Here is an 18,211-nt window from a genome sequence, read left to right on the forward strand (position 1 = left end):
GCTGCACTTAATTCTTAAGTATATCTGTTAAGTCAGAGGTTATTTGGGACGAGAATTCTTGATCTAGTCCAGCCTGTCTAGCACGCTGTGCAAAAGGTTTCTCCGCAACGACAACATCAGCATATGGTAGCGTTGTTGACATGAACAAAATGTCACGCACGTCGTTTTCTGTAAGTTCAGTGTTCTCTGCTTCGAGTTTCAGCGCTAACTCCCTTTCAATGAACAGGCATGGCACTTTCCTGATCAAGTCTCGTTTAAAGCTGTCAGGGCAATCCCGGAATGCTCTGTCTGATAAACCAACGCTTGCGACGGCCTCCCAGAAATGATCTTGATTTTCCAAAAACATACTAAAGCTTAGGGCTCTCCTCCGCATAGAAAGACCCAATTCTCGTTGCGCTTCTCTTCGCTGTTGAATTCGTCCGAGAAGCGCGGCCGTTTCAGTGGAGAAATTCCCTACAGCGGCTTGTCGTGTTACTTCATCAGTTTCAGAGAGATATGAGAATAATGCATAGCTAGAGTTTTCGTCAACCCATGAAACATGCGGCTCAGAGATTGGAACATCTCCGATTAACCGATTGGTGGGGATAACCGCTTCCCAAAACCTGCGTGTCAAATACCACTGGTCATTCTCATCGTATGGGATTACTTTAAAGTTATATCTTAGGATTTTTTCTATCTCCCTCTGACGTTGTTGGTATCTTCCAACAAAACACAGGCCTCGGCTCAACACCGACTGTACAAGTGCAAGTTCTCGTCGACGGTTATCATCACCTATCTTAAAGGTTTCATAGATATTTGAAAACGTAAGAGGAAACTTGACACGACCAGAATTCACAAGATCGACAAGCTTTTTCAATTTTACTGCTTGGTGTATATTCTTATCTTGCGTCTTCCAAGCAATAGCAATTTCAATCCACTTATTTTGGTCAAGCGCAATAGTTTTTGCCAAATTTTAATTCTCCGTGTTCACCGTCTATCTAGGAAAAAGCCCAAACAATATCAGTATACGGGGGCAGAACCTCACTCAAACTTAGCCCTGATCCTTTTCACCATTCCCCAGACCCCCAGCACCACCACCGGCGCCAGCACCGCCATGGCGACGGTTTTGGACACGCCCGCAGGTTCCGCCAGTGGCATCACCAGATAGGCCACCAAATTCACCGCGTAGTAGCTGATCGCGACCACCGACAGCCCTTCGACCGTATGTTGCAGGCGCAGTTGCAGGTCGGCGCGTTTGTCCATGCTGGCGAGCAATTCCTGGTTCTGGGCCGAGCGTTCCACATCCACCCGCGTCGATAGCAACTGCCCCGCCCGCATGGCGCGTTCGGCCATCTTGGCCAGCCGCGCCTCGGCCGATTTCACCGTGCGCATGGCGGGATCGAACCGGCGCATCATGAATTCGTGCAGGGTCTGCCGCCCGTTGAACCGTGCCTCACGCAGCACCTGAATGCGCTGATGCACAAGCGCCTCATAGGCCCCGGTCGCCCCGAAACGGAAGGAGGATTCGACGACCATATTCTCCAACTCCGAGGAAATCCGCAAAAGCTGTTCCAGCGTTTCCTCGGATTTCGACCCGCTTTCATTCATCGCACGGGTCAACCGGGTCAGCTCATCATCCAGCGCGCCCATTTGCGGCGACATGGACCGCGCGCGCAGCAGGCCCAGCATGGAGATGGTCTTGTAGGTCTCTATCTCGCACATGCGCTGGACAATACGCCCCACGCGCCGCCCGCCAGTGCCTTGTTTCACGAACAGCGCCATGCGGATATGGCCCGCGGCATCAATCCGAAAATCGCTGGCAATGACCGCGACACCGTCCAGAACCGCCGAGGCCGCAAGGCTTTCGGGCACGAACCAGTCCAGCATCTTGTCGATCATGTCTTCGGTGTTGTCCGGCATCACCTCTATGCGCATGATGATAGAGGTCAGACGCTTGCCCGGCGCGTCCCCCAACCAATCGGCGGGGTAGACATCGAAACTGGCCGGATCGAACGGCCGGTCGGTCAGCCCCTGCTCGAATGTGGTGTAGGTCACGAACTCTGTATGGCTTTCCCATTTCATATGGTAGCGGCCCATATCGGTCGAGAAATGCGTGGCATCAGGGGCGGGGTGCCCGGCGCCGTGCCGCTCCAGCAGCGCCAGCAGGTGGTCGCGGTCATCCTCGCGCGAGCGTTTGGCGGCAAAGCGCGGCGGCTTGATGGCCAGAAACGTCGCCGTCATCGGCGCCGTGATCTTGGCCGCCGGGCGCGCGTGCAATTCGTTGACCATGGCGTAGCGGTCGGGATGGTCCTGAATGGGAGGCATGGGGGCTGACCTTGGCTGGCGCTGTATATGTCTGCCCTAAAGCATATTCTGCACCGCCGCAAAGAAAAGCGCGCGGGCGGTGTCCTTGTGCATACTTGCAAGCGGGCAACACTTATTCGGCGGGCGCATGCGCGCATGAAAAAACCGCCACCCTGTGGGGGCAGCGGTTTTCGTGGTGTCGGAGGGCAGCCGCCCGTCAGTCGATCAGCGGCACCAGACTGTCGAAGCTGGCTTTCGCATCGCCATAGAACATGCGGGTGTTGTCCTTGTAAAACAGCGGGTTTTCGATGCCCGAATAGCCCGTGCCCTGCCCGCGTTTGCTGACAAAGACCTGTTTGGCCTTCCACACTTCCAGCACCGGCATGCCGGCGATGGGGCTGTTGGGGTCATCCTGCGCCGCCGGGTTGACGATGTCGTTCGAGCCGATGACGATCACCACATCGGTCGATGGCAGATCGTCATTGATCTCGTCCATCTCCAGCACGATGTCGTAGGGCACCTTGGCCTCGGCCAGAAGCACGTTCATGTGCCCCGGCAAACGGCCCGCCACGGGGTGGATGGCAAAGCGCACCTCCTTGCCCTGCGCACGCAGTTTGCGGGTCAGTTCCGCCACGGTCTGCTGGGCTTGGGCCACAGCCATCCCATAGCCCGGCACGATGACGATGCTGTCGGCCTCGTTCAGGGCCGACGCCACGCCGCCTGCGTCGATCGCGACTTGCTCGCCTTCGACAGCCATCTGGTCGCCCTTGGCCGCACCGCCAAAGCCGCCAAGGATGACGCTGACAAAGCTGCGGTTCATGGCCTTGCACATGATGTAGGACAGGATCGCGCCAGACGACCCGACCAGCGCTCCGACCACGATCAGCAGATCATTGCCAAGCGAGAAACCAATCGCCGCTGCCGCCCAGCCCGAATAGCTGTTGAGCATGGACACCACCACAGGCATGTCGGCGCCGCCGATGCCCATGATCAGGTGGTAGCCGATGAAAAGCGCCAGAATGGTCAGCAGAACCAGCGTCCAGCTTCCCATGCCGCCCAAGTAGGCGAACATCAGCACCAGCGAGCCTGCCGCAGCCGCTGCATTCAGCAGGTGGCCGCCGGGCAGTTGCTTGGCCGACGTGTCGACCTTGCCCGCCAGTTTGCCATAGGCGATGACCGAGCCGGTGAAGGTGACAGCACCGATCCAGATGCCCAGCACCAGTTCGACCCGCAAGATCGTAATCTCGACCGGAGCTTTCTTGGCAACCAGCGTTGCAAAGGCGCCTTCCAAGGCGTCCCCCGCCGACTGTGCGGCCTGAACCATGTTGATCGTGATGTCGGCGTTGAAACCGACGATGACCGCCGCCAGACCGACTAGCGAATGCATGATCGCCACCAGTTCGGGCATTTGCGTCATTTGCACCTTGGTGGCAAGCTGGTAGCCCACGCCCGCCCCCAGTGCGATCAGCACAAGCGACGCGGGCCACAGCCCCTGCCCCGGTCCGATCAGCGTGCCGATCACGGCAATTGCCATGCCCGCAATGCCATACCAGACTGCGCGTTTCGCGCTTTCCTGACCGGACAGACCGCCCAGACTAAGGATGAAAAGAACTGCCGCGACCACATAGGTCGCAATCGTGAATCCGTATTCCATACCTGATCCCCCGCCTTACGATTTCTGGAACATGGCGAGCATGCGCCGTGTCACGAGGAAGCCGCCAAAAATATTGATCGACGCCATGAAGATACCGGCCGCTGCCAGCACCGTGATCAGTAGGCTGGATGACCCGATCTGGATCAGCGCGCCGAGGATGATGATCGACGAAATCGCGTTCGTCACGGCCATCAGAGGCGTGTGCAGCGAGTGCGCGACATTCCAGATAACCTGGAAGCCGATAAACACCGACAACACAAACACGATGAAATGCTGCATGAAGCTGGCAGGCGCGACAAGCCCCACGGCCAGCAACAGCACGGCAGCCACCGCAATCAGTGTGACCTGTTGCTTGGTCTGCGCCTTGAACGCGGCCACTTCCTTGGCGCGCTTTTCTTCCGGCGTCAGTTCCTTGACCTTTTCCTTCGGCTTGGCGGCAATCGCGGCCACCTTGGGCGGTGGCGGCGGGAAGGTAATCTCGCCCGCATGGGCAACGGTCGCGCCGCGAATGACATCATCTTCCATGTTGTGGTTGACGACGCCGTCTTTCTCGGGCGTCAGGTCCGTCATCATATGGCGGATATTGGTCGCATACAGTGTCGAGGATTGCGTCGCCATGCGCGACGGGAAATCGGTATAGCCGATGATGATGACACCGTTTTCGGTGACAACACGCTCATCCATGACCGTCAGGTCGCAATTGCCACCCTTTTCCGCCGCAAGGTCGATGATGACAGAGCCCGGCTTCATCATCTTGACCATGTCTTCGGTCCAGAGCTTGGGCGCGGGGCGGCCCGGAATAAGCGCCGTGGTGATGACGATATCGGTGGTCGGCGCCAGTTCGCGGAATTTCTCAAGCTGCTTTTCGCGGAACTCGGGGCTGGAGGGGGCCGCATAGCCGCCCGTCGCCGCGCCATCCTGCGCGGGCTCGTCGAATTCAAGAAAGACGAATTCCGCCCCCATCGATTCGATCTGCTCGGACACTTCGGGCCGCACATCGAACGCCATGGTGATCGCGCCAAGCGAGGTGCTGGTGCCAATGGCGGCAAGCCCTGCCACACCGGCACCCACGATCAGCACACGCGCGGGCGGGATTTTGCCCGCCGCCGTCACTTGGCCCGTAAAGAAGCGACCAAAGTTGTTGCCCGCCTCGATCACCGCGCGGTAGCCCGCGATATTGGCCATCGACGACAGCGCGTCCATCTTCTGCGCGCGGGAAATCCGCGGCACCATGTCCATCGCGATCACGGTCGCGCCGGTGTCCTTGGCGGCGTCCAGCATCGCTTCGTTCTGGGCGGGCCAGAAGAAGGAGATCAGGGTTTGCCCTGCGCGCAAGCGCTTGACCTCGGCCTCTTCGGGCTCGCGCACCTTGATGACGATATCAGCGCCATCCACCAAAGCCGCGGCATCGGCAACAACCGTCACGCCAGCGGCCTCATAGGTCGCGTCGTTAAACCCGGCAGCTTCGCCCGCGCCAGATTGCACAAGGCACTCATGCCCCAGCTTTTGCAGTTGCGCCGCAGAGTCCGGCGTCAGCGCAACACGGGCTTCGCCCGGCTTGATCTCTTTTAAGGCCCCGACTTTCACGCGTCGTCCCCCTTTGCTTGTTAAAGCGCCTGTGATGCGGGACACCCCGCGATCATTTCAATCCTGCGACTGCATAGCCCGCGCAAGAATATTTCACAAGGCACCAATAAACGTTACGATAAGAACGCTGCGGCAGCGCAGCGATCCTCCCCTATCCTGACTGCCCGTGCATCGCGGAAAAGTGACGCATTTGCAAGGGCGGGCGGGCGTTTCCGACAGGTTAGGGCTATCATGCGACCTGGTGTCGCGAGGGTCCGCATGGTCAGGCGTCGGCTCAGATCCACCGCCGGGTGCGCTGGAAGAAGGCCTCTGCCTCTGGCCCGAATGCAGCGCGTAGGCGGGCCTCTTCGGGTTCTATGAAGCGGCGCGTCAGGATGCGGCCCAGAACGGGCACCAACACCAGCCCCGCAACTGACCCCCAGACCAGCGCAAGGCCACCCAAGAGCATCAGGTCCGCCAAATAGATCGGGTTGCGCGACAGCCGATACAGCCCGCCAGTGATCAGCTTGGCCGGGGTTTCATGCGGCACGATGGTCGAGCGTGCCCGCAGAAAGGACAGCGCCGCGACCGCCATGATCGCAAGCCCGCCCCAAAACAGCGCATTGCCAAGCAAGCCTAGCACGCCGATTTGAAAGGCAGGGCCGAGCAAGGTCACCTCTGCGCGTGCAAGGCCCAGCGCGCCCAGCAACCAGACCGGCGGGTAATCGAGCGTCAGTTTCAAGGCCACCCCGCGCGTCCGCCTTGCAGCACCAGCACATTGTCGCGCCCCATCAGCCGCGCGGCGAACATCGCCTGCGCCGAAATCGCGCCGGTATCGCAATAGAGCACTGCCAGCCCGCTGGCTGGCACCTCGTCCAACCGCGCGACAATCTCGCGCCACGGAATATGGATCGCACCGGCGATGGGGTTGGTCCCGAATGCCGCCGCATTGCGCACATCTATGAACTGCACCTGCGGCAACAGGTCTGCGGTCAGTTGGGCGGGCGCGATGATGCCTTCAGCCTCGGTCGCGAAATCCAGATATTCGGATAGCGCGCCCTCTAACTCCTGCGATTGCGCGGTGACGGGCAGCAACAGGAAAAGGGCCAACAGAACAACGCGCATGAAACCTCCACACCTCTCACCCGCAGACATTCGCTGAAATGAATATTTTGCGCAACCCCCTGTGATGCCTTGACCAACCGCGCCGGACCCGCCACCGAATAGTCACTATCCCAAAGAGGACCGCCATGACCGACTTCGCCCGCACCCGCGCCATGTTCGACCTGCCCGACGGTGTTATCTATCTTGATGGCAACTCGCTTGGCCCTCTGCCGCGCGCGGCAAAGGACCGTGTGGCGCGCGCCATTGCCGACGAATGGGGGCAGATGCTGATTACCGGCTGGAACAAGGCGGGGTGGATGGATCTGCCCGCGCGCGTGGGCGACCGTGTGGGGCGGCTGATCGGGGCCGCGCCCGGAACCGTGGTCATGGGCGATACGCTCTCGATCAAGGTGTATCAGGCGCTGGCCTCTGCGTTGGAATTGCGACCGGACCGGCGGGTGATCCTGTCGGACACCGGCAATTTCCCCTCGGACCTGTATATGGCGGAAGGGCTGTGCCGCACATTAGGGCCTGATTATGTGCTGAAAACCGTCGCGCCAGAGGCCGTCGAGGACGCCATTGACGATACCGTCGCCGTGCTGATGCTGACCGAGGTCGATTACCGCACCGGGCGTAAGCACGACATGGCAAACCTGATCGCACGCGCACACGCAGCGGGCGCGCTGGTGGTCTGGGATCTGGCGCATTCGGCGGGCGCGATCCCGGTCGATCTGGCGGGCGCGGATACCGATTTTGCCGTGGGGTGCAGCTATAAATACCTCAATTCCGGCCCCGGCGGCCCGGCCTTCATCTATGTGGCACCCCGCCTTGCCGACCATGTGCGCCCCGCGCTGTCGGGCTGGCTGGGTCACGAAGCGCCCTTTGCCTTTGATCTGGACTACCGCCCCGGCGCGGGGATCGAGCGGATGCGCGTGGGCACGCCTCCGGTGTTGCAACTCGCCGCGCTCGACGCCGCGCTTGATGTCTGGGACAGCGTGGATATGTCCGACCTGCGGGCGCGGTCGCTGGAGTTGCAGGGCATCTTTATCGAACGGGTTGAGGCCGCCTGCCCCATGCTGAGCTTGGCCACGCCGCGTGACCCTGCCCAGCGCGGCAGCCAAGTCAGCTTCCGCCACACCCAAGGCTATGCCATTATGCAAGCCCTGATCGCCGAAGGCGTGATCGGCGATTTCCGCGCGCCCGATATTTTGCGCTTTGGCTTCACCCCGCTTTACCTGTCGCCCGAGGATGTGACGCGCGCAGCCGATATCCTATGCGATATCATGGCCACAGGCCGCTGGGACCGCCCCGACTATCACGCACGATCCAAAGTCACCTGACCCGCGCCACAAGATTGCCGATTTTCGGTGCAATACCCTGCGCAAACAAGGCAAAAGGCCAGATACATCATGAGCGCAGGCACCGATCATACCCCACAGGCTCCCCGCAGTTTCGTGCAGAAAGTCATGCGCGGCGCGGCCTTCACCTCTGGCGGGTTCGTGCTCAGCCAAGGCTTGCGGTTCGCATCGAACCTGATCCTTGCACGGCTTTTGTTCCCCGAAGCCTTTGGGCTGATGGCGCTGATGGCGATGGTTCTGACGGGTCTGACCATGCTGTCGGATACCGGTGTTCCGCAATCCATCATGCAACACAAACGCGGCGATGACCCGGATTTCCTGAACACGGCATGGACCCTGAACCTGATGCGCGGGGTGTTCCTATGGCTTGTTGCCTGCGCGCTGGCATGGCCCGCAGCATGGCTTTACGAAGCGCCGGAACTCATGTGGATATTGCCGCTTGGCGGGCTGTCGCTGATCATGCTGGGCGCGGCCCCGACGCGGGTATTTTCGGCGCAGCGCCACCTGCAACTGGGGCGTATCATGGGGATCGAGCTTGCCTCGCAGGCCATTGGCATTGTTGTGATGGTGACATTGGCATGGATCTATCAGACCTATTGGGCGCTGGTCGCGGGTGTGCTTGTGACCGGGGCTGCAAAACTGCTGATGGAGTGGAGCTTGCTGGCAGGTACACGCAACCGGCTGGCGTGGGACAAGGCCGCGGGCAACGAGCTTTTGCGCTTCGGGGGCTGGATCATGCTCTCTTCGGCCTTCGGCTTCGTTCTGCTTCAGGGCGACCGCGCCATTCTGGGCGTGTTCCTGACGGTGGAGAAACTCGGCATCTACAATATCGCCTATTTCCTCGCCTTCTTTCCGGTGCTCATGGCCCATACGATGATGTCGAAACTGCTGATCCCATCCTACCGAGAGGCGTTTGCCGGACAAAACGGCGAACATGACCGCAAAATCCGTCGTATGCGCATGGGGCTAACCGGCGCGGTCATGGTTTTGTTGAGCATCATGGCGCTGATCGGGCCGGGGTTGATCGACCTGCTCTATGATGACCGCTACGCAGAGGCCGGACCAATTATCGTGATGATAAGCTGCGCGCAAATGCTGTCGCTGATCATGCTGACCTATGATCAGGCCGCGCTGGCACGCGGCGATTCGCAGCGCTTTTTCCGCGTCGTGGCCATCCGCGCCGTGGTCCAGACCGCCTGCTTTCTAGCGGGCGCAGCGCTGCTCGGTTTGCCCGGCGCGCTTTTGGGTCAGGCGATTGCGGCGGTTCTGGTTTATCCCGCTGTGGCGGCTCTGGCCCGCCATACCGGCGTCTGGGACAAGCGCCATGATGCGCTCTACACAGCGCTGGCGCTTTTGCCCATCGCCGCCGCGCTCAACCTGCATTGGGACAAGATTGCGCCGCTTCTGCCCTGACGCTTACGAAGTGGTAAGGAACCCTGCGCTACACCTGATCTCGGACCTGCAGAAGCGTTCGAATCGGAGTGTGCTGTGCCCCTTTCCAAAGTTGCACGACCCGGCCTGAAACCGTCCCGGCTGTGCTATATCGGCGCGGCCGGGCTGATGCTGCTGGTCTTTGCATGGCCCGCGCTGGCCCAAAGCGGGGCGGCCCTGTGCGACCGCGCCGCACAGAACGCCGCGCGCACCCATGGCGTGCCGCTTGACATATTGCGCACCGTGGCACTGCTGGAAACCGGGCGCAAACAGGGTGACAGGCTACGCCCGTGGCCATGGGCGCTCAATGCCGGCGGGACCAGCCATTGGCTCGACAGCAAAGCCGACGCCGCCGCAAAAGCACGGGCCATACTTGCAACCGGGCGGCGAAATCTGGATTTCGGCTGCTTTCAACTCAACTACCATTGGCATGGCGCGTCCTTCGCCTCGATCGAGGACATGCTCGACCCCGCGCAAAACGCCAATTACGCAGCGCGCTATTTACGGACGCATTTCCAGCGGCTGGGCGACTGGAAAGCGGCGGTCGGCGCTTATCATTCGCGCACACCCGAATATGCCGCGCGCTACCTTGCCCGCTATGAAACCGTCGCCAAACATCTTGGCCCATTACCGCAAACTGGATCCAACCCGCAGATGCCGCCTGCGCGCGCGCCAAACGGCTTTGTGCTGCTCGGCGGCGGTGGGCGCGGCGCGCTTGGCTCGCTCGTACCCGTCGCGGTCCTGGATGGTGCGGCCCCGCTTATCCCGCAATCGGGGGGGCCAAGATGAAGAAAATCGACCCAAAGACCCTGTTCCAGCCCACGATCCTGCTTGCGCTCGCGCTGATGGCCGTCATCGTGATGATGATCCTGCCCATTCCTGCATGGGCGCTCGACCTTGGGCTGGCCACGTCCTTTGCGTTGGCAATCTTGATGTTCACGGTCACGCTGTTCATCCAGCGCCCGCTCGATTTCTCGATCTTCCCGACCGTGCTTCTGGCATCGCTCATGCTGCGGCTGTCGCTCAATGTCTCCTCGACCAAGCTGATCATTGGCGAAGGGCATACCGGCACGAATGCCGCGGGCGGCGTCATCGAGGGGTTCGCCAATTTCGTCATGGGCGGATCGGTATTTCTGGGCGTCGTCATCTTCCTTGTGCTGCTGATCGTGAATTTCATCGTCATCACCAAAGGCGCGGGGCGCATGGCAGAGGTCGGCGCCCGCTTCGCACTGGACGGGATGCCGGGTAAACAGCTTGCCATCGACAGCGACATGTCGGCCGGTGCCATTGACCACACAGAGGCGAAACGCCGCCGCGAAACCGAACAGGCGGAAACCAATTTCTACGGCTCGCTGGACGGGGCGTCGAAATTCGTCAAGGGCGACGCGGTGGCGGGGCTGTTGATCACGCTTCTGAATATCGTGATGGGGCTGATCAATGGCACCATGATGCACGGCATGTCGCTGGGGGCCGCGTTCGAAACCTACGCCATTCTGACCGTGGGCGACGGACTGGTCAGCCAGATTCCTGCGGTGATCATCTCTATCGCGGCGGCGCTTTTGCTGGCCCGCGGCGGCGCGAATGGCGCGACCGACCTTCAGCTTTTTGACCAGTTGGGCCGCTACCCCTCGGCGCTGGCAACCGTTGGGGTTCTGATGGCGCTCTTCGCCTTCGTCCCCGGCCTGCCTTTCGTGCCCTTTATCGCGGGCGCGGTATTGCTGCTGGGCTTGGCTTATCTGGCCTACCAAAAGGCGGCCGCCCCCCCGGACACCGCGCCGCAACCAGACAGCGCGCCCGCCCCGGCACCCGGCTTGGGCGATGTGCTGGATCTGGACGAAATCCATGTCCAGTTCGCCCCCGACCTTGTGCCAATGGTGCTCGACCCCGGTTTGGGTCTGGATGCGCGCATCAGCAATATCCGCGCCCATGTCGCCCGCGAATTCGGGCTGATCCTGCCCGAAATCCGTCTGACGGATGAGGCGACCTTGCCCGCAGGCAGCTATGCCATTCTGATCCACGGGGTCGAACAGGCCCGCGACAGGCTGCGGCAAGACAAGGTTCTGGCCCTTATCGGCACCGACCGCACGCTCGACGCCCCCGGAGAGGATGTGTCGGAGCCGGTCTACCGCGCGCCCGCCCGCTGGATCGACAGCGCCGCACAAGAAGACGCCGCGCTTTCGGGCGCGACCGTTGTGGCCCCGATAGAAGTGCTGGCCACCCATCTGTTGGAGGTGCTGAAATCCAACCTCGGGCGGTTGTTGACCTACCGGAGCCTGAACCGCGTGCTGGATGAACTGGGCAGCCTGACCGATGCCACCCGCGCCGATGCCAACAAGCGCCTGCTGTCAGAACTGATCCCCGACAAGGTGCCCATGGACATGCTACTGGGCGTGCTGCGCCTGCTGCTGGACGAACGGGTGTCCATCCGCAACCTGCCGCTGATTCTGGAAGCGTTGGCCGAAATGCGCGGGGCTGGCCAGACGCCGGAAACGCTCTGCGAACATGTCCGCCAACGTCTGGGCTTTCAACTTGTGGCCCGGCTCAAGCGGCCCGACGGCACGGTGCCGCTGTTGCAGCTCGCACCGGAATGGGAAGAAATGTTCGCGACCTACCAGCTTTCGGGCGATCAGGGCAGTGCCGACATCGCCTTGCCACCAGAGGATTTCGGTCGCCTGACCACCGGTATCGCCGAAAAGCTGGCAGGTTTGGGCGCCAGCGGAATCAGCCCCGCGCTTGTCACCTCGTCGCGCCGCCGCCGGTTCCTGCGCACAGCGCTTGTGGCCAAGGGGTTGGTCGCTCCTGTGCTCAGCTACGAAGAAATCGGGTTCGAAGCGCGCCCCGCCCTTGTCGGAACAATCGCGGCATGAGCTCTGATCTGGTCGCAGCGCTCACCGGGCTTGGTGACAGCTTCGGCCCGACGCTGACCGCCGCGCTGGTGGTGTTCTTGCGCGTCGGGGCCATGATGGCCCTACTGCCCGCCTTTGGCGAGGCGGTGATCCCTCTGCGCGTGCGAGTGGCGCTGGCGCTCGCCTTCACGGCGGTGATAACCCCGGCCCTTGCCGCAGAGTTGCCCGCAGTGCCGCAGCAGCCCGTTGCACTACTCGGGCTCGTCGCGACCGAAACCTTGGCCGGCTTTGTGCTTGGCGCGGGCTTGCGCCTGTTCGTGATCGTGTTGCAGATCGCCGGAACCATCGCCGCACAGGCGACCTCTTTGTCGCAATTCTTCGGTGGCGCAGGGGTCGACCCACAACCCGCAATGTCGCAAATTCTGGTCATGGGCGGGCTGGCGCTGGCGGTCACGCTTGGCTTGCACGTTCGGCTGGCAGAGCTTCTGCTGCTGTCCTACCAGCTCTTCGCGCCCGGACAATTCCTTTCCCCCGCCGATACAGCAGATTGGGGCGTCGCACAGGTCTCGCAGGCGTTTTCGTTGGCGTTCACGCTGGCCATGCCCTTCGTCATCCTGTCGCTGGTATTTTATGTTGCACTCGGCGCAATCAACAAAGCCATGCCGCAGCTTATGGTCGCCTTCGTCGGCGCGCCTGCAATCACCTTTGCGGGGTTGGCGCTGCTGTTCATGACAGCCCCGCTAGTTCTGCCAATCTGGCATGACGCCTTCACAGCCTTCATCATGAACCCGACAGGCGGGCCACCATGAGCGAGGAAGACGCCACCGAAAAGGAATTCGAGGCCACAGAGCGCAAGCTGGACGAACAGCGCCGCAAGGGAGAGGTGCCGCGCTCGACCGACATCAACACGGCGGCGGCTTATCTGGGTCTATTGCTCGCTGCCGTTGCACTTGGGCAAACCAGCATCACACGTATTGGCAAGCTTGGCACCGTCCTGCTGGAACAGGCCGACAGCATCGCGGCCCAAACCAGCACGGGCGGCACCCCGATCATCGGCACCGTGCTTCTGGACACGGTCAGCGCCGCCCTACCCCTGTTCGCTGTGCCGTTTTTTCTGGTCTGGGCCGCGCTTTTTGCTCAGCGCGCGGTCATTTTCGCCCCCGAGAAGCTGCAACCCAAGCTGTCGCGCGTCTCGCTCATCTCCAATGCCAAAAACAAGTTCGGGCGCAATGGGCTGTTCGAATTCGGCAAAAGCACGGTAAAACTGGCAATCATTTCTGTCGTGCTCTGGGTGTTCTTGCTGCACGAATTGCCCGCCATACTGCGCAGCCTGTATCTGACACCTGCGGTCGCCTCGACCGAATTGATGCAGATGGTGCTGCGCTTTTTGCTGCTGGTCTTCGTGCTGTCCACGCTCATCGGGGCAGTGGATTTCTTCTGGCAGCGCGCCGAGCATCTGCGCAAGAACCGAATGTCGCACAAGGAGATGCGCGACGAGATGAAGAATTCCGAGGGAGATCCGCACGCCAAGGGCGAGCGCACGCGCCGCGGGCGCGAGATCGCCACCAACCAGATGCTTGCGGATGTGCCCGACGCCAGTGTGGTCATCGTGAACCCCGAACACTACGCGGTGGCGCTGAAATGGTCCGCGCTCGAGGCTGCGGCACCAATCTGCGTTGCCAAGGGCACGGACGAGGTCGCGGCGCGCATCCGCGAGCGCGCGCGCGACGCCGGGGTGCCGATCCACAGCGACCCGCCCACTGCGCGGGCGCTGCACGCAACGGTCAATATCGGGGCCGAAATCGACGCCCGACATTTCGCCGCCGTCGCTGCCGCGATCCGCTTTGCAGAGGCAATGCGCGCCAAAGCCGCCAAAGGGCGTTGGGCATGACACGCGGGCGACACGCACAGCTGTCTTTGCTGGCAGGCTTGATCCGCGACCGTGAACTGGCACGTTTGGGCCGGCTGGCACGCGCGCGTCAGGACATGGCAGCGCGTATCGCAAAACTGTCAACGCGGGTCGAGATTTCGGACGATCCAGCGCTGAATGCCGCGAGGCTGGCGCATGCCCGCTGGGCAGAGCAGCAGCGCATACGCCTGAACCAGACCTTAGCCCGCCAAAGCGCTGCGGTCGCCGAGCAAAAACCAAGGGCCGCGCGCGCCCTTGGCCGCACATTAGCGCTGCAAAAACTGGCCGCGCGCAAACCCTAGGCCGGTCAGCCGATCACCCACTCACCCTTGCGCATCAGCGGTACAGGGTCCATGTCCGCGCGCATACCGTCGACATCCGTGCGCCCGTCGCCGATCATCCAATCCACATGGATCAGGCTTTTATTGCCGCCGCGCGCCGCGATATCTTCGGGCGTCAAGTCACTGCCCTCCAGACAAGAGGCGTAGCATTGCCCCATGGCAATATGCGAGGCGGCGTTTTCATCAAACAACGTGTTGTAAAACAGATGCCCGCATTGCGACACGGGAGAGCTGTGCGGCACCAACGCCACCTCGCCCAAACGCGCCGCGCCCTCATCTGTTGCGATCATCTGCGACAAAACATCCTGTCCGCGCGCTGCACGCGCCTCGACCGCGCGTCCGGCTTCGAACCGCATCTCGATCCCCTCTATCAGCGTTCCCTGATGCGACAGCGGTTTTGTCGCACGCACCACGCCGTCCACTTTGCCCGCATGCGGGGTCGTGAACACCTCTTCGGTCGGGATATTGGGGTTGCAGGTCACACCGTTGCGCGCGCGGCTTGCGCCGCCCTGCCAGAAATGCCCCTCTGCCAGCCCGATGCGCAGATCGGTGCCCTGCCCGGAAAACTGCAACGCGTCGAAACGCGCCGCGTTCAACACCTCACAGCGCTTGGCCAATGCAGCATTATGCGCGCTCCAGGCGGCGACCGGGTCCTCCTGATCAATACGCGCGGTCTGCGCGATAGACTGCGCAAGCCGCGCCAACGCCTCTGCGGGGGGCAGGTCGGGAAAAATGCGCGCAGCCCACGCAGGCGTCGGGCAGGCCATGATTGACCAGTTGATGCGAAAATCAGAGATATGCATCAGCGCGGGTCGATATGCGGCCGCGTTGGCACGGTTGGCACGACCAACGCGGGCGCTGTCCTGATCGGACAACAAAAACGGATCCTCACCCACAAGCGCCAGTCGGGCGGCGCCGTTTTCATAGGCCTGCGCCATCCCGTCATAAAGCCATGCCGGCGCGTGGTCGAACCCCGCATCATGGCCATGCGCATATCGCGCGCGCGCGATGTCGCCATCGCTCAGGATGGGCGTGACCAGGCGTGCGCCCGCGCTGTAGGCTTCGGCCGCAATCGCCCGCGCCAGCGGCAAAGCCGCGGTCGGCGCGGTCATGACCAATTCCTGATCGGGTTGCAGGTTCAATCCCACCCGCACCGACAAGCGGGCCAGTGCCGCCATCATGTCAGGTTCCAGTTCGGTCGCGTCACGCATTCCAGCCTCCATTCTTTTGCGAAAGCTGGGCCAAGCAGCGGGTGGGGTCAAGCGCCGTTGCGCAGGATATTCGTGATCAACACTTCAAAGACGACCCGGCGGCCCATGACCTGCGTTGCCGCTTCCAACAGGGACTTTCGCAACAGTGCCATATTGTTGCTCGAGGTGAACATCCCCTCGAACCCGCCGATATTGGCATGGTCGAACAGAATTTGCAGCATTCGGTCGCGCAACAAGGGTTCTTTGTCAGCGACCGCCAAGTTTGCGGTATCGTCAATCTCCAGCGCAAGTTCGATCACGATAATAGAGGTGACGCTGCCCTGCTCGACAATCGGCACCAGGAACTGGCCCTCCAGCACATAAAGCTCGGTCACGGGCGCGTCTATGGGCGGCGGGGGTGCTGCGCCATCCTCGCTAGGCGGTTCGGGCGCGGGCCGCAAAGCAAAGCCCGCCCCAACGCCCCCACCAAGGCCCAGCAGAATCAACACGATAGGAAGGATCTTGGCCATGGTGCCCTCTTTCAAAGCCCCTCAGAAAGGCGTGACAATCTCAAGGATCTGCGCCCCGTAGCGAGGTTGCTGCATGCTGGAGATGACGCCCCGCCCGCCATAAGAAATGCGTGCATTCGCGATCTTGTCGTAGCCGATCTCGTTCTTGCGCGAGATATCTTCGGGGCGCACATAGCCGGTCACAAGCAGCTCTCGCAGCTCGTGGTTAACCCGGACTTCCTGCCGCCCTTCGATGCGCATGATGTTGTTGGGCAGACGTTCGACCACGGTCGAGGCGACGCGCAGGGTCAGTTGCTCGTTGCGGCTGACACTGCCATTGCCGGAAAAATCGCTGGCCCCTTCGGTGCTGGCTCCCGCCGCAATGCTAAGGCCGCCCGGCAAACGCCGGTCGATCGCTTCGGGTATCCCGAACAGTGACGGGCCCGCCATACTGGTAGAGCCCGACCGCCCGCGCGCCGTGGAATTCGAAATTTGCGCACTGTCGTCGATCTCGATGACCACGGTCAGAATATCACCCGGACCAGAGGCGCGGCGGTCGCCCAGCAGCGACCGTTGTCCTGCCGACCAGAGCGATGCGCGGTCCGGCGGCGCTTCGGCCGTTGCCTCTTCGGGCAAGGGCATCCGGTAGAGTGCAGCATGCTCAAAGCTGTCCTCGGGCGCGGTGAAAGCGGGGGCGCGGCCCACTTCGGACAACGGCTCGCAAGCCATGAGAGACAGGCACGAAAGGCAAATCAGGACAGGTCGCATCGGCATTCCTTTGTTGGGGCAAAGCGGGCAGTCATGGGGCGAGCATCCCGCCGACCTCGACCTGCCCGAAACTGGTCACGCGCGCCTGAACGGATTGGCGCGACGTGCTGTTCATGACCGTCACACTGTCGCCCAGCGCCGCGCGACCCAGCGCGCGCCCCTCGGACAAAATGGTCAACCCGCCCTGACGGTAGATCATGACGACGGTCTCGTTGCGCTCGACCACCGCTGCGGGGCCAAGGTCGGCCAGTCGCACGGGGCGGCCCGGATAGATGGCAACGCGCGCTTCCAACCCCACGACCTGCATGGGGTCGCTGGCAACCCCTGGCTGCGACCCGCGCTGCACCTCGACATCGACGGCGCGCAACACCTCGGCGGGACGGATAAGCCGGGTCGCGACCAGCGCATCGGCAAAAGCGGGCCACGGCAGGATAAGCGCCAGAAGCAACAGTTTCATCAGCGCACCTGCGCCGTTGCGCCCATCATCTGGTCTGCCGCCGTGATGACCTTTGCGTTCAATTCGTATCCGCGCTGCGCCTTTATGAGTTCAGTCATCTCGCGCACCGGATCGACGGAACTTTCTTCCAGATATCCCTGGCGCAAGGTGCCAAGCCCGTCCTGCCCCGGCACGCCCTGAATGGCAGGCCCAGAGGCTTCGGTTTCGAGAAACAGGTTCGAGCCGATCGCCTCCAGCCCCTTTTCATTGGTGAAATTGGCAAGGTTCAACTGCCCCAGCCGTTGCGGCTGCACATTACCGATGAAATAGGCGTATATCTCGCCCTCGGAATTTACCGACAGGTCGCGCGCATCATTGGGGATGACGATGCCCGGCGCGACCTCATACCCTTCGGAATTGACAATCAGGCCGTCGCCCGTGCGCTTTAGGCCGCCGTCACGGGTAAAGGCGGCCTCTCCACTCGGCAGGGTCACTTGCAAATAGCCCTTGCCCTCTATTGCGACATCCAGATCGTTGCCGGTATAGGTTGATGCCCCTTGCTGCATTTGCATGCTGACCGCCGCCGGACGCACGCCAAGACCCACCTGCACACCAGTGGGCAGCACGGTGCCATCGGCGGCAGTGATAGCGCCGGCGCGGGCGAATTGCTGGTAGTGCAGATCGGCGAATTCGGCGCGGCGGGCGTTGTAGCCCGTGGTGCTCATATTCGCGAGGTTGTTGGAAATCGTATCGACGCGCATTTGCTGTGCGGTCATGCCGGTTGCGGCAATTTGCAGGGCTTTCATTCGGACCTCC

Annotated in this window: 18 protein-coding genes; 7 read left to right on the plus strand and 11 right to left on the minus strand. The window is 61.8% G+C overall.

Annotated features, from left to right (window positions below):
* Positions 1 to 7: 7 nt before the first annotated feature.
* From ROE7235_RS19845 to ROE7235_RS02335, 6 genes are all read right to left on the minus strand, one after another.
* Complete coding sequence (locus ROE7235_RS19845) at positions 8 to 949, minus strand: hypothetical protein (protein ID WP_147434156.1); 942 nt, start codon at positions 947 to 949, stop codon at positions 8 to 10.
* A gap of 71 nt (positions 950 to 1,020) precedes the next feature.
* Entirely contained in the window at positions 1,021 to 2,304 is a 1,284-nt protein-coding gene (locus tag ROE7235_RS02315) for a DUF3422 family protein (RefSeq protein ID WP_121093047.1), read from the minus strand.
* Positions 2,305 to 2,500: 196 nt separating this feature from the next.
* Entirely contained in the window at positions 2,501 to 3,937 is a 1,437-nt protein-coding gene (locus ROE7235_RS02320; protein WP_121093048.1) for an NAD(P)(+) transhydrogenase (Re/Si-specific) subunit beta, read from the minus strand.
* A gap of 15 nt (positions 3,938 to 3,952) precedes the next feature.
* Entirely contained in the window at positions 3,953 to 5,524 is a 1,572-nt protein-coding gene (locus ROE7235_RS02325; RefSeq protein ID WP_121093049.1) for a Re/Si-specific NAD(P)(+) transhydrogenase subunit alpha, read from the minus strand.
* 274 nt (positions 5,525 to 5,798) lie between these two features.
* A complete protein-coding gene (locus ROE7235_RS02330; protein ID WP_121093050.1) occupies positions 5,799 to 6,251 on the minus strand; it encodes a methyltransferase family protein in 453 nt (150 codons plus the stop codon).
* Complete coding sequence (locus ROE7235_RS02335) at positions 6,242 to 6,628, minus strand: rhodanese-like domain-containing protein (RefSeq protein ID WP_183073279.1); 387 nt, start codon at positions 6,626 to 6,628, stop codon at positions 6,242 to 6,244. The genes ROE7235_RS02330 and ROE7235_RS02335 overlap by 10 nt, the downstream gene beginning before the upstream one ends.
* 125 nt (positions 6,629 to 6,753) lie before the next feature.
* On the opposite strand from ROE7235_RS02335, the gene kynU reads away from it, so the two are divergent.
* The 7 genes from kynU (at position 6,754) to ROE7235_RS02370 (ending at position 14,453) form a co-directional block, all read left to right on the plus strand.
* A complete protein-coding gene (kynU, locus tag ROE7235_RS02340; protein WP_121093052.1) occupies positions 6,754 to 7,947 on the plus strand; it encodes a kynureninase in 1,194 nt (397 codons plus the stop codon).
* Positions 7,948 to 8,016: 69 nt separating this feature from the next.
* The gene (locus ROE7235_RS02345; protein ID WP_121093053.1) at positions 8,017 to 9,378 is read left to right on the plus strand and encodes an oligosaccharide flippase family protein; all 1,362 of its coding nucleotides are present in this window, start codon (positions 8,017 to 8,019) and stop codon (positions 9,376 to 9,378) included.
* 75 nt (positions 9,379 to 9,453) lie between these two features.
* A complete protein-coding gene (locus ROE7235_RS02350) occupies positions 9,454 to 10,185 on the plus strand; it encodes a lytic transglycosylase domain-containing protein (protein WP_147434157.1) in 732 nt (243 codons plus the stop codon).
* Positions 10,182 to 12,263 (plus strand): flagellar biosynthesis protein FlhA, encoded by a 2,082-nt coding sequence (gene flhA / locus ROE7235_RS02355; protein WP_121093055.1) that lies wholly within the window; start codon positions 10,182 to 10,184, stop codon positions 12,261 to 12,263. Before ROE7235_RS02350 ends, flhA begins: the two co-directional genes overlap by 4 nt.
* Entirely contained in the window at positions 12,260 to 13,051 is a 792-nt protein-coding gene (locus ROE7235_RS02360; protein WP_121093056.1) for a flagellar biosynthetic protein FliR, read from the plus strand. Before flhA ends, ROE7235_RS02360 begins: the two co-directional genes overlap by 4 nt.
* A complete protein-coding gene (locus tag ROE7235_RS02365; protein WP_121093057.1) occupies positions 13,048 to 14,133 on the plus strand; it encodes an EscU/YscU/HrcU family type III secretion system export apparatus switch protein in 1,086 nt (361 codons plus the stop codon). Before ROE7235_RS02360 ends, ROE7235_RS02365 begins: the two co-directional genes overlap by 4 nt.
* Positions 14,130 to 14,453, plus strand: a complete 324-nt coding sequence (locus ROE7235_RS02370) for a hypothetical protein (RefSeq protein WP_121093058.1) — start codon at positions 14,130 to 14,132, stop codon at positions 14,451 to 14,453. The genes ROE7235_RS02365 and ROE7235_RS02370 overlap by 4 nt, the downstream gene beginning before the upstream one ends.
* Positions 14,454 to 14,458: 5 nt before the next feature.
* Here ROE7235_RS02370 and ROE7235_RS02375 read toward each other — a convergent pair whose 3' ends face one another.
* The 5 genes from ROE7235_RS02375 to flgG are packed head-to-tail and all read right to left on the minus strand — an operon-like array spanning position 14,459 to position 18,201.
* Positions 14,459 to 15,703 carry an aminopeptidase gene (locus ROE7235_RS02375; protein WP_121093059.1) on the minus strand — a complete coding sequence of 415 codons (1,245 nt, stop codon included), beginning with the start codon at positions 15,701 to 15,703 and terminating at the stop codon, positions 14,459 to 14,461.
* Between the two features lie 47 nt (positions 15,704 to 15,750).
* Positions 15,751 to 16,212, minus strand: a complete 462-nt coding sequence (locus tag ROE7235_RS02380) for a flagellar basal body-associated FliL family protein (protein WP_121093060.1) — start codon at positions 16,210 to 16,212, stop codon at positions 15,751 to 15,753.
* Positions 16,213 to 16,233: 21 nt separating this feature from the next.
* The gene (flgH, locus tag ROE7235_RS02385; protein WP_121093142.1) at positions 16,234 to 16,959 is read right to left on the minus strand and encodes a flagellar basal body L-ring protein FlgH; all 726 of its coding nucleotides are present in this window, start codon (positions 16,957 to 16,959) and stop codon (positions 16,234 to 16,236) included.
* A gap of 31 nt (positions 16,960 to 16,990) precedes the next feature.
* Complete coding sequence (gene flgA / locus ROE7235_RS02390; RefSeq protein ID WP_121093061.1) at positions 16,991 to 17,416, minus strand: flagellar basal body P-ring formation chaperone FlgA; 426 nt, start codon at positions 17,414 to 17,416, stop codon at positions 16,991 to 16,993.
* Positions 17,416 to 18,201 (minus strand): flagellar basal-body rod protein FlgG, encoded by a 786-nt coding sequence (gene flgG, locus ROE7235_RS02395; RefSeq protein WP_121093062.1) that lies wholly within the window; start codon positions 18,199 to 18,201, stop codon positions 17,416 to 17,418. Before flgG ends, flgA begins: the two co-directional genes overlap by 1 nt.
* Between the last annotated feature and the right edge of the window lie 10 nt (positions 18,202 to 18,211).

Origin of the sequence: Roseinatronobacter ekhonensis, from assembly GCF_900499075.1 — a bacterium.
GTDB classification, from domain to species: Bacteria; Pseudomonadota; Alphaproteobacteria; order Rhodobacterales; family Rhodobacteraceae; genus Roseinatronobacter; species Roseinatronobacter ekhonensis.